Origin of the sequence: Mycobacterium sp. MAA66 (genome assembly GCF_041261665.1) — a bacterium.
Taxonomy (GTDB): Bacteria; Actinomycetota; Actinomycetes; order Mycobacteriales; family Mycobacteriaceae; genus Mycobacterium.
In genome coordinates this window covers 55225-66766 of the sequence record NZ_JBGCCC010000013.1, presented here as the reverse complement: position 1 = coordinate 66766, position 11542 = coordinate 55225, and the positions used below count along the sequence as shown (strand labels likewise).

The window sequence follows — 11542 nt, the reverse complement described above, 5'->3', positions numbered from 1 at the left end:
CCGTCGCTCCGCTCGCCCCTCAGGCATTCCCCGTCGCTCCGCTCACCTCTTTGCGCTGGCACTGGCCGCAATGGCACACTTGCGAACGTGCTCAATGCGCGGCGGCGATTTTTTTACGGGTATCGGTCAGCGGTACCCGGGGTCTAGCCGCTTCCCTTCAGCCCCGTGGTCCGCATCGGCGATCCGGGGCTCGTTTGTTGTGTGAGGCCCGACATCGGATGACACCAGAACCCACCAACAGCGAGGAACCCATGTCCACAGACAACGCGGCAACCGAGTCCGTTACGAACATCGATGACTTGCGTCTGGAGATCGACCAACTCGACGCCACCATCCTTGCGGCCGTACAACGCCGCACCGAGGTGTCCAAGTTGATCGGCAAGGCCCGGATGGCCTCCGGCGGTACCCGTTTGGTGCACAGCCGTGAAATGAAGGTGATCGAGCGCTACAGTGTCCTGGGGCCCGAGGGCAAGAACCTGGCCATGCTGCTGCTGCAGATGGGGCGCGGCCGCCTCGGCCACTGATTCCCCGCTCGGCACCGTCTGTACACCCCACATCTACGACGCCGTTGTCGGCGTCACACTAGGGTTTGGGCATGGCAGCCGATCACACCCAGATCCCCGATATCTCGACGACGCCGGCCTGGCATGCCCTGGACGCACATCACGCCGCGACCGGTTCAGCGACGCTGCGGGAACTATTCGAGCAGGATCCACAACGCGGCCGGGAGTTGACACTGACAGTCGGTGACCTCTACATCGACTACAGCAAGCACCGCGTCACCCGCGAGACCCTGACCCTGCTGGTCGACCTGGCACGCGCCGCCGACCTGGAAGCCCGCCGCGACGCGATGTTCGCCGGACAACACATCAACACCTCCGAGAACCGCGCCGTGCTGCACACCGCGCTTCGACTGCCGCGCGACGCTCAGCTCGCGGTCGACGGCCAAGACGTCGTGGCCGACGTGCATGCGGTGCTCGATGCCATGGGAACGTTTACCGACAAGCTGCGCAGCGGCGAGTGGACCGGCGCCACCGGCGAACGGATCACCACGGTGGTCAACATCGGCATCGGCGGCAGCGATCTTGGACCGGTGATGGTTGATCAAGCGTTGCGGCACTACGCCGACGCCGGCATCTCCGCCCGGTTCGTCTCCAACGTCGACCCCGCCGACCTGGTGGCCAAGCTCGACGGATTACGGCCGGAGGCAACACTTTTCATCGTCGCTTCCAAGACTTTCTCGACACTGGAGACGTTGACCAACGCGACCGCCGCCCGGCGCTGGCTGGTCTCGTCGCTGGGCGATGACGCGGTGTCCAAACACTTCGTCGCGGTCTCCACCAACGCAAAACTGGTGTCCGAGTTCGGTATCGATACCGCCAACATGTTCGGCTTCTGGGACTGGGTCGGCGGCCGGTACTCGGTGGACTCGGCGATCGGACTGAGCGTCATGGCGGTGATCGGCCGTGAGCGGTTCGACGAGTTCCTGGCCGGCTTCCATCTGGTCGACGAACACTTCCGCACCGCGCCGCTGGAAGCGAATGCCCCTGCGCTGCTTGGCCTTATCGGTCTTTGGTACTCGAATTTCTTCGACGCCCAGACCCGTGCGGTGCTGCCGTACTCCAACGATCTGGCCCGGTTCGCGGCCTATCTGCAGCAGTTGACCATGGAGTCCAACGGAAAATCCGTACGTGCAGACGGCACGCCGGTCAGCACCGCGACCGGTGAGATCTTCTGGGGCGAACCAGGAACCAACGGCCAGCACGCCTTCTACCAACTGCTGCACCAGGGCACCCGACTGGTTCCGGCGGACTTCATCGGGTTCAGCGAACCCACCGATGACCTGCCCACCGCAGACGGCACCGGCAGCATGCATGACCTGCTGATGAGCAATTTCTTCGCGCAGACGCAGGTGCTGGCCTTCGGGAAAACCGCCGAGGAGATCGCGGCCGAGGGCACTGCGGCGGACGTGGTCCCGCACAAGGTGATGCCCGGAAACCGGCCCACCACTTCGATTTTGGCGACCAAGCTGACCCCGTCGGTGGTCGGTCAGCTGATCGCGCTGTACGAGCACCAGGTGTTCACCGAGGGCGTCATCTGGGGTATCGACTCGTTCGACCAGTGGGGCGTGGAGCTGGGCAAGACCCAGGCCAAGGCCTTGTTGCCGGTGATCACATCTGACGGCTCCCCCGCCGAGCAGTCCGACAGCTCAACCGATGCACTGGTGCGGCGCTACCGCACCGAGCGTGGCCGCACCGCCTGAGTCACCGTCTGCGCGCGCAGACGTGAAAGCCCCTAAAAAGGCTCAGTTTCAGGGGATTTCATGTCTGCTCGGCCAGGGAACTAAGCGAAGTATTTGGTGAAGCGCGGGGGCACCAGCTTCATCAGCTCGACCAATGGCCACCAGGGCCAGCCGGGTACGACCGCGCGCGCCTTCTCCTTCTCGATGGCGTCGACCATCGCGCGCACACCGGTCTCGTTGTCGACCATCAGCATGGTGGAGTTGGACTTCGCCGTCATCTCCGACTCGATGTAGCCAGGCTCGAGCACGGTGATCTTGATCGGCCCGCAGGGGTACTCCGCGCGCAACGACTCGCCCAATGAGGTGACGCCGGCCTTGCTCGCCGCATACGCCGCCTTGTATCCGGGCACCCCGACGTTGCCGAGCACCGAGGACACCAGCACCAGGTGTCCGTGGCCGGCCTTCTTGAACATCTCCAGCGCCGTCTCGATCTGCACCAGCGCCGAGACGAGGTTGGTTTCGATGGTGGCCTTGTTCGCCCATAGTTTTCCGCCACCGAGCGGGTAGCCCTTGCCGATGCCGGCGTTGACGATGACGCAGTCGATGCCGCCGAGTTCCTCGGAGAGCTCCTCGAATACCTTGGGCACCTGGTCGTGATCGTTGACGTCCAACGCAGCGACGGTCACTCGGACCCCGGGATACGCCGCGACGATCTCAGCCTTCAACGTTTCCAGGTTGTCCAGCCGTCGAGCGCACAATGCCAGGTCACGGCCCTTTGCGGCGAATTGGCGAGCCATTCCCGCGCCCAGGCCGGAGCTCGCGCCGGTGATGAGGATTCTCTGCCGAGTCATCTCGGGAGCGTAACCACGTTGAACAGGTGGCGAAACCGAGGGTCTGGAGCCGCCCGATGAGCGAAGATCAGTCACCATGAGATTCGCTGTGCTGGCAGCCGGGGTCATCGTTGGTACGACATCTGTGATCGCTCCGCCGGCGGGCGCGGATCCGGCCACCCCGCCCAATCCGCTGTTCCAACTGGTCGATACCGCCGCGGCCCGACTGCAGACCGCCGAACCGGTCGCGGCGACCAAGTGGGTCAAGGGCGACCTGATCGACGACACCAAGCGGGTCGTCCAGGTGCTCGATTCGGTCGACGCCGATGGCAAGAACCACGGACTCGACGAGGCGTACGTCCGCCGGGTGTTCACCGATCAGATCAACGCCACCGAAGGCATCGAATACGTCCGATTCAGTCAATGGAAGCTGGACCCGGCCAGCGCGCCCGCCCATGCGCCGGATCTGTCCGAGTCCCGCGCCGCCATCGACGGTTTCGACCAGACCATGGTCGCCGCGCTGGCAGCCAATCAGGCTGTCCTGCATGGTCCTAACTGCGCGACAACATTGAACGACGCCCGCGGCGCGGTGATCGCCGCCCGCGGACTCGACCCGATGTACCAGCAGGCCCTCTCGCTGGCCACTCGCCTGTACTGCGGCTGATCACTTGAGCAGCTTGGACATCCGCCGGTCCGCCAGCACCTTGCCGCCCGTCTGACAGGTCGCACAATACTGAAAAGACTTGTCCGCGAACGATACTTCGCGGACAGTGTCACCGCATACCGGGCACGGCAGACCGGTTCGGGCGTGCACGCGTAGGCCCGAACGTTTCTCCCCCTTGAGCGTTGCCGCCTGCTGCCCGACCGACCGGGTCACCGCATCGGTGAGCACGGTGATCATGGCGTCGTGCAGGGCACCGAGCTGCTCGTCGGTCAATTTACCCGCGGTGGCGAATGGTGAAAGCCTTGCGGTATGCAGGATTTCGTCGCTGTAGGCGTTGCCGATGCCGGCGATGGTCCGCTGGTCGGTGATGACGTTCTTGATCCTGCCGGTGTTGCCCGCCAGCACCGCCGCCAGTTCGGACGGCCCCAGTGACAACGCGTCCGGACCCAATGAAGCGATCTGTGGCACCGCCATCGGATCGGTGACCAGCCACACGGCCAGCCGCTTCTGGGTGCCGGCCTCGGTCAGGTCGAAGCCCGGTGCCGCCCCGGGCGTGCCGAGATGGACGCGCAGCGCGATCGGCCCCTTGCCCGGCTTCAGCGGTGCGGCGGCCAACTTCTCCGACCAGCGCAGCCAGCCGGCCCGGGACAGGTGAGTGATCAGGTGCAACTCCCCCACCTGCAAGCCCAGGTACTTGCCCCAACGGTTGGCCCCGGTCACCTGGTTACCACCGAGCGCCGACAGTGGCGGGTCGAAGGTCTTGAGGACCGACAGAGCGGACACGTCGACCCGTCCCACCGGCAGGCCGACCGCATGGCGACGCAGGTGATCGGCCAACGCCTCTACCTCGGGTAGCTCCGGCATGGCTCCATAGTGTCAGGCCGCGGTCAGCCGGGCAGGCGCAATCAGTTGTCGCTCGTCGCGGGCAATCGCCCCGCGAGCACCGACTTCGCCCGACGTACCCGCGGTGCCGGAGTCGCTGCTCGCCGATATCGTCGGCGTGTGGCGGAGGACGGGAGCGGACGAGGGACAGGCGCTGGTAGTGGGCGAGGTGGCCCGCACGAACAACGTCCCAGTCGGGGAGCCGAGGCCATGGCGGTGATCGAGCGAATGCTGCAGCTCAGCCCCGCCCCGGGGCGATGGCGGTTCGCATTGCGCGCCGGGATCTGCATGGCGGTCCCGGTGCTCGTCGGCTGGCGCTGCGGCGACACCAGCGCCGGGCTGATCGCTACCATCGGCGCATTCACCGCCCTGTACGGCAGCGGCCGTCCGTATCTGAACCGGTCTGCTTATCTCGCGGCAATCGCAGCATGTTTCGCGCTCGCAGTGGCGCTGGGCGACTGGGCCGCGCAGATTCCATGGCTGGGCCTGGTGACCATCACCGTCATCGCGGTACTGGCCGTATTGGTGTGCAACGCGCTCAGCGTCGGCCCGCCCGGCGCCTATATGTTCATGCTGGGTTGTGCCGCGGGCACCGCGACAGCGGCCACCCACCTGAGCCCGTGGCACATCGGCGCCCTGGTCGGCGCGGGCGGGGCCTGCGCCTGGCTGGCCCACATGGCCGGAGCATTGTGGCGGCTGCGAGGGCCGGAGTACGCAGCGGTCGACACTGCCCGGGCCGCCATCATCGAGTACCTGGAGAGCCCGGGCAGCGAGGAGCGGCATCGGGCGGCGCGAGCGCTGCATCAGGCGTGGGTCACGCTGGTCAACTTCGAGCCCGAACGGCCGAAGCCCGACAGCACCCTGCACCAGTTGCGCGCCGAGAACCACCGATTGCACCGGGTTTTCGCCGCCGCCATGACGGCCCACGAAAGCGGTGCTGTACCGCCGGATATCGACGATCAGTCATTCGCGGATATCGACCCAGGCGGCACCCCGCCGTTGGGCCGGCCCAGTAATCTCACGCTGTTGCGCCGTGCGGTGATGCCAGGATCGGAGTCACTGCGGCTGGCGCTCCGGGTAGGGGTCGCGGTGGCACTGTCCGGTGCCGTCGCGGTGGGCCTGTCCATCGACCACGCGTACTGGGCGATGGCCACCGCAGTGCTCATGCTGCACCAGGGATTCGACTGGAACCGTACGCTGCAACGCGGTGCCGAACGGCTGGTCGGCACCTGGATCGGGTTGGGCCTCGCGGGCTTGATCTTGGCCTGGCACCCTCAAGGCCTGCTTCTCGTCGGCGTGGTCGCGGTGCTCCAGTTCACCATCGAGATGTTCGTGGTCCGCAATTACGCGATCGCCGCCATTTTCATCACCCCGGCGGCGCTGACCATCGCGTCCGGCGGACACCCGGTTCCCGATGTCGGGGAACTGTTGCTGGCCCGCGGCCTGGACACGGTAATTGGCTGTGCTGCAGCACTTCTGGTGTACCGGATCGCGATTCGCAATCGAGGCCCGGCACCGGTGACCGCAGCCATCGCGGCCACCACTGAGGCGATAGCCGCGACGGACGTGCACTTGCAGTCCGGGGCGGTCACCGCCCCGGCCGCGCGCACCGAACGCCGGGACCTGCAAATGCGAGCCATGGCGATGCTCGACACCTACCAACTGGCGGTCGGCGGGTCACCGGCACAACGCGATGCGGCCGAACGGCTGTGGCCGACGGTGGCCGCGACCGAGCATCGCGCGTACCAGACCCTGGCCGCGTGCTGGGCGCTCGAGCGCGGCTGAGTAGTCGGCGCTCAGCGCTCCCAGGCTCGCTGCACCAGCCCCAGCGCCCAACTGAAGATCGACAGCAGGATCGCCGCCCAGATCGCGGTCCACCAGAAGTGATCGATGTACAGGCCCCAGTGGGTCGTGCGGTCGGTGATGCGCGCAGTGAGCCACAGCATCCAGGCGTTGATCACGATGTGGAACAACCCCAGCGTGACGATGGTGAGGGGCAGCGACAGCAGCTTGACCACGGGCTTGATGAACGCATTGACGAGCCCGAAGATCACCGCGACGACGAACACGATGCCGATCCGCTGGGCAGTGGTCTCGCCGCCGATGAAGTAGATACCCCGCACCGTTCGGGTGACCAGCCAGAGCGCCGCCCCGGTCAGGCCGGCGCGCATCAGAAACGAAGTCATGCCGACGAGTCTGCCCGCAGCAGATAGATATCCATGATCCAGCCGTGCTGCTGGCGTGCCTCGGCACGCAGCGCCGCGATCTGCTGCCCAACTCCTCCCACGGTGCCGGCGATCAGAATTTCGTCGGGCGTGCCGAGGTAGGCGCCCCACCAGATCCGGGTGGTGGGCGCGCAGCCGGAGAACGAACACTCGCTGTCGAGCATCACCACAGCGGCGCCGTCGAGCCCGTGCTCGCGCAATTGACGACCGGTGGTGATCAACACCGGCTCGCCAATATCGTTGAGCGGTATGCGATGTCGAGCGGTGAGCGCCTGAATCGCGGTGATGCCCGGGATGACGTCGAACTCGAACTCGACATGTTCTGCGACCCGGTCCAGGATGCGCAGGGTGCTGTCGTAGAGCGATGGATCTCCCCACGCCAGGAACGCACCGACCCCGTCGGCGCCGAGTTCGGTCTCTATGGCCTGCGCCCACAACCGGGCCCGCGCGGCATGCCATTGCGCGACAGCATCGTGATAGGCCGGACCGTCCGCGGCCCTGGCCCTTTGCGGGTCCGGCAGTTCCACGAACCGGTATCCCGGCGTTTCGATGAATCGTTCACAGATCAACCGGCGCAGCGCGACCAGATCGTCTTTGCCACCTGCCTCATTTCCTCCTCGCGTCCGGCCGCCTTTGTCCATGGCGAAGAACACCTCGGTGTCGTTGAGCGCCGCGATGGCCTGCCGCGTCACGTAGTCGGGGTCGCCCGCGCCGATACCGATGACATGAATGGTGCGCATGCACGGAAGGGTATCGGGGCCGCGATATCCCGCCCAAACGGTCGGACTGGCCGAAAATAGCGGTAGAAGCGCCCATTTCGTCGATTTCCACGAACCGCGAGTATCCGGTACCCGGGGTATTGACTAACTGCCTCCACCGGACGTAGCTTCGATGGACAGGACACTTCGAAGGGATGTCGACGATGACAGCTTCGGTCAAGGGCCAGACAACACGTGCGGAATTCGCCGATCGTCTGCTCAAGGGCTCGGTACGAAAGTCGTATGCCCCGGTCGTCGATATCGACTGGGACGCGCCCCTCGATTCGGACAAGTACTTCCTGCCACCGAAAGTGGTGTCGCTCTACGGCACCCCGATCTGGGAGGCGATGAGCCGGGCCGAGCAGATCGAGTTGTCCCGCCAGGAACTGGTGAACACGCTCTCTGCGGGCATCTGGTTCGAGAACATCCTGAACCAGGCCTTGCTGCGCAAAATGATGCATCAGGATCCCACGGCCTCGGCCACCCATTACGAATTGACGGAACTCGGCGACGAAACCCGGCACATGGTGATGTTCGGCAAGGCCATCGAGAAGGTGGGCGCCGACCCGGTGCGGCCCAAGCTGTATCAGCGCATGGTCATCAACGCGCTGCCGTTCTTCTTTCGGGGCTCGGTGCTCTGGGTCGCCGCACTGATCGGCGAGGAGATCTTCGATTCGCTGCAGCGCCAGATGATGGATGACCCGGAGCTGCAACCAATGGTGCAGCGGCTGATGCGGATTCACGTCACCGAGGAGGCCCGCCACATTCAGTTCGCCCGCGACGGGCTGCGTAAGCGGACGCCGCAGATGTCGTGGTGGAAACGATTCTGGGTGGGCAACGTCAACGGCATCGGTGGATTGTTCTTCCGGTTCCTGTTCACCAACAAGGTGCAGTACAGCCGAGTCGGCCTGGACGCCCGGGCGGCCCGGCGAATGGCCCGCCGTTCCCCGCACCGGATCGAGACGCAGATCGCCGGTTTCGCCCCGCTGGCCGCGTTCCTCGACGAGGTCGGACTGCTCGGCCCGATCGCGCGGCGACTGTGGCGGCGCACCGGGTTCCTGCCGAATGGTTCCATTGACAAGTCTCTGGAGCGGGTGGAGATCGCCGACACCGAGGACCTCTACGACGGGCCGGCAACCGTTGACGGCCGCAGCACACGGGTCCGGCTGGCCGGACATCTCGATCCGATCGATGGTCAATATCATTGGCGAGGAACGGTTTTCGAATCGCTGGAAGAACTGCCTCGCGGGCCTATCACCGTTGCGGTGGGTGAGCGCAATGCGACGGCGCGGGTCAGCGAACACAGTCAGCAGGGCGGCTACTCGGTGACCGGAACCGGCCTACCGCCCTTCCCGCTGGCATAACCCGGTCAGGCCCATGCCGCGGTAATCAATCCGACCGTCCTGGCACGCAAAACTAGAACACGTTCTAACATGGTCGTCATGCGGTTCACCTATGCGGAAGCCATGACCGATCCCCAGTACTACATCCCGTTGGCGAAAGCCGCTGACGAGGCCGGATACCACGCGATGACCATCCCGGACAGCATCGCCTACCCGGAAGTCTCGGACTCGAAATATCCCTACACCGAGGACGGGAACCGCGAGTTTCTGGACGGAAAGTCGTTCATCGAGTCGTTCTCGTTGATCGGCGCGCTGTCGGCCGTCACGACCAACCTGCACTTCAACATCTTCGTGCTGAAGCTGCCCATCCGGCCGCCGGCCTTGGTCGCCAAGCAGGCCGGCTCGCTGGCCGCCTTGTTCGACAACCGTCTAGGCCTGGGCGTCGGCACCAGCCCGTGGCCGGAGGACTACGAGGTCATGGGCGTGCCGTTCGCGCGGCGCGGCAAGCGGATGGACGAATGCATCGACGTCATCCGAGGCCTCACCTCCGGCGACTACTTCGAGTACCACGGCGAGTTCTACGACATCCCCAGCACCAAGATGACCCCCGCGCCGACCAAGCCGGTGCCCATCCTGGTCGGCGGTCACGCCGAAGCCGCGCTGCGGCGAGCTGCCCGCAACGACGGCTGGATGCACGGCGGCGGTGACCCCGCCGAACTCGATCCGCTGCTGAAGAAGTTGCAGCAATACCGCGAATCCGAGGAACGAATCGGGCTGGCCGAGGAATTCGAGATCCACGTCATCTCCATCGACGGGTTTACCGTCGACGGCGTGAAACGCTTGGAGGACAAGGGCGTCACCGACGTCATCGTCGGTTTCCGGGTGCCCTACATCATGGGACAGGACACCCAGCCGCTGGACGAGAAGATCAAGCACATGGAGATGTTCGCCGAGAACGTCATCGCCAAGGTCTGACCGGTCCCGGCCCGAACGGACTCTCGTCGATCGCGGCGCAGACCGCAGCGACGGAGCGCTACGAGTCGATGTCGATGATGTGCACTGCGGCTTCCTCCGCCGACGCTGCACCACCGTCGATACCGACGTCACCGCCGAGCAGTTCACCGTCCTGATCCACCGCGACCAGTCGTCCGGCCCGCGCGTCGCCCACCTCGTCGTCGCCGGCCTGTTCGTCCGGATCGTCGAGTTCCATTGCCGGATCAGGTTCTTCCTCGGCAAGCAATTCGTCGAGGGTCTCGTGGTCCCGGGGTTCACGCCAGACATCCGGCGGCTCGTAGCCCTCGTCCAGGAGGTCGTCGACGCCACGATCGATCAGCATGTCCTCCTGCGTCAGCTGATCTTCGTCATCGACGCTGTACTCACCCAGACCGCTCATGGCATCACCTTGCCACGGAATGCCGACCGTCGCGAGTGAGATGTCAGAGCGAGCGACTGATGATCTCCTTCATGATCTCGCTGGTGCCGCCGTAGATCTTGTTCACCCGGGCGGCAGCGTAGGCGCGGCCGATCGGGTACTCCATCATGTAGCCGTAGCCGCCGAAGAACTGCACGCAACGGTCCACCACCGCGACGGCCCGATCGGCGGCGATCAGCTTGCCCATCGACGCGATGGCCGGATCACAGCCACCATCGATGTAGGTCTGGATGCAGTAGTCCACCGTCGCCTTGATGGAAAGCACCTCGGCCTTGAGCTCGGCGAGCTGGAACCTGTTGTGCTGGAACTTGATCAGCGGCTTGCCGAATGCCTCGCGCTCCTTGGTGTACTTGATGGCCTCCAGCACCGCGGACTCGGCCATGCCGGCACAGATCGATGCGATGGTGAGCCGTTCGCGGGCCAACTGCTCCATCAACTGGTAGAAGCCGAGCCCTTCCTGCGCTCCGAGCAGATTGGTCACCGGTACCCGCATGTCGGTGAAGAACAGCTCGCGGGTGTCCTGCCCATGCTGGCCCACCTTTTCCAGCACCCGGCCGCGTTCGAAGCCTGGTAGATCGTTGATCTCAGCGACGATCAGCGACACTCCTGCCGCCCCCTGCGCAGGATCGGTCTTGGCCACGATCACCACCATGTCGCACAGGGATCCGTTGGAGATGAACGTCTTTGACCCGTTGATGACGTAGTGATCGCCGTCGCGGATGGCCGTGGTGCGTACCGCCTGCAGGTCTGAGCCGGTGCCCGGCTCGGTCATCGCAATCGCCAGCACCGTCTCACCGCTGATGATCTTCGGCATCCAGCGGGCCTTCTGTTCCACGCCGGCGTAGGTATTGATGTAGTGCGCGACGATCGGCGAGTGCACCGACCAGCCGGAAGCCGAATCCTGGGCCAACGCAAACTCTTCGGCCACCACGGCCGACATGCCGAAGTCACCACCGGCACCGCCGTACTCCTCGGGCAAGTCGAGGCCCAGCAGTCCGGCGTCGCCGAGCTTGTTCCAGAACTCACGGTCGACCTGATGGTTCTTGGCCCAGCGCTCCTGGTTCGGTGTGGCTTCTTTGCGCAGGAATTCCGCGGCGTGCCGGCGCAACTCGCGGTGCTGATCGGTCTCCCAAGTGGCCCGGTAACCGGGGAACAACTCTGACATT

12 protein-coding genes and 1 pseudogene are annotated in these 11542 nt (G+C 65.1%); 6 read left to right on the top strand and 7 right to left on the bottom strand.

Translation table 11 applies throughout. The annotated features are described in order from the left end of the window. The first annotated feature begins 218 nt into the window (after nt 1-218). Nucleotides 219-524 carry a chorismate mutase gene (locus ABIA30_RS25195; RefSeq protein WP_370070515.1) on the top strand — a complete coding sequence of 102 codons (306 nt, stop codon included), beginning with the start codon at nt 219-221 and terminating at the stop codon, nt 522-524. Nucleotides 525-595: 71 nt separating this feature from the next. Beyond that, entirely contained in the window at nt 596-2263 is a 1668-nt protein-coding gene (pgi, locus tag ABIA30_RS25190) for a glucose-6-phosphate isomerase (protein ID WP_370070513.1), read from the top strand. An 80-nt stretch (nt 2264-2343) separates the two neighbouring features. Here pgi and ABIA30_RS25185 read toward each other — a convergent pair whose 3' ends face one another. After that, complete coding sequence (locus ABIA30_RS25185) at nt 2344-3093, bottom strand: SDR family oxidoreductase (protein WP_370070511.1); 750 nt, start codon at nt 3091-3093, stop codon at nt 2344-2346. Between the two features lie 76 nt (nt 3094-3169). On the opposite strand from ABIA30_RS25185, the gene ABIA30_RS25180 reads away from it, so the two are divergent. Then, entirely contained in the window at nt 3170-3736 is a 567-nt protein-coding gene (locus ABIA30_RS25180; protein WP_370070509.1) for a chorismate mutase, read from the top strand. Here ABIA30_RS25180 and ABIA30_RS25175 read toward each other — a convergent pair whose 3' ends face one another. After that, nucleotides 3737-4210: a zinc finger domain-containing protein gene (locus ABIA30_RS25175; RefSeq protein ID WP_370070588.1), complete on the bottom strand. Its 474-nt coding sequence runs from the start codon at nt 4208-4210 to the stop codon at nt 3737-3739. Between the two features lie 147 nt (nt 4211-4357). Then, nucleotides 4358-4600, bottom strand: a pseudogene (locus ABIA30_RS25170) (DNA-formamidopyrimidine glycosylase family protein); the annotation flags it as partial. 228 nt (nt 4601-4828) lie between these two features. Between ABIA30_RS25170 and ABIA30_RS25165 the strand changes: the two are divergent. Continuing rightward, nucleotides 4829-6403, top strand: coding sequence for an FUSC family protein (locus tag ABIA30_RS25165; RefSeq protein ID WP_370070507.1), 1575 nt, complete (start codon nt 4829-4831; stop codon nt 6401-6403). Between the two features lie 11 nt (nt 6404-6414). Here the strand turns inward: ABIA30_RS25165 and ABIA30_RS25160 are convergent, their stop codons facing one another. Together ABIA30_RS25160 and cobF are read right to left on the bottom strand one after the other, a co-directional pair. After that, on the bottom strand, nt 6415-6804 hold the full coding sequence (locus tag ABIA30_RS25160) for a phage holin family protein (protein WP_370070505.1): 390 nt from the start codon (nt 6802-6804) through the stop codon (nt 6415-6417). Beyond that, entirely contained in the window at nt 6801-7583 is a 783-nt protein-coding gene (cobF, locus tag ABIA30_RS25155) for a precorrin-6A synthase (deacetylating) (RefSeq protein WP_370070503.1), read from the bottom strand. The genes ABIA30_RS25160 and cobF overlap by 4 nt, the downstream gene beginning before the upstream one ends. A 182-nt stretch (nt 7584-7765) precedes the next feature. Between cobF and ABIA30_RS25150 the strand changes: the two genes are divergently transcribed. Both ABIA30_RS25150 and ABIA30_RS25145 read left to right on the top strand, forming a co-directional pair. Next, entirely contained in the window at nt 7766-8965 is a 1200-nt protein-coding gene (locus tag ABIA30_RS25150) for a diiron oxygenase (protein ID WP_370070501.1), read from the top strand. Nucleotides 8966-9043: 78 nt separating this feature from the next. After that, nucleotides 9044-9919: an LLM class flavin-dependent oxidoreductase gene (locus ABIA30_RS25145; protein WP_370070499.1), complete on the top strand. Its 876-nt coding sequence runs from the start codon at nt 9044-9046 to the stop codon at nt 9917-9919. A gap of 58 nt (nt 9920-9977) precedes the next feature. On the opposite strand, the gene ABIA30_RS25140 is transcribed toward ABIA30_RS25145, so the two are convergent. Beyond that, on the bottom strand, nt 9978-10337 hold the full coding sequence (locus ABIA30_RS25140; RefSeq protein ID WP_370070497.1) for a DUF5709 domain-containing protein: 360 nt from the start codon (nt 10335-10337) through the stop codon (nt 9978-9980). Nucleotides 10338-10380: 43 nt separating this feature from the next. Continuing rightward, complete coding sequence (locus tag ABIA30_RS25135) at nt 10381-11541, bottom strand: acyl-CoA dehydrogenase family protein (protein WP_370070495.1); 1161 nt, start codon at nt 11539-11541, stop codon at nt 10381-10383. Nucleotide 11542 lies beyond the last annotated feature (1 nt).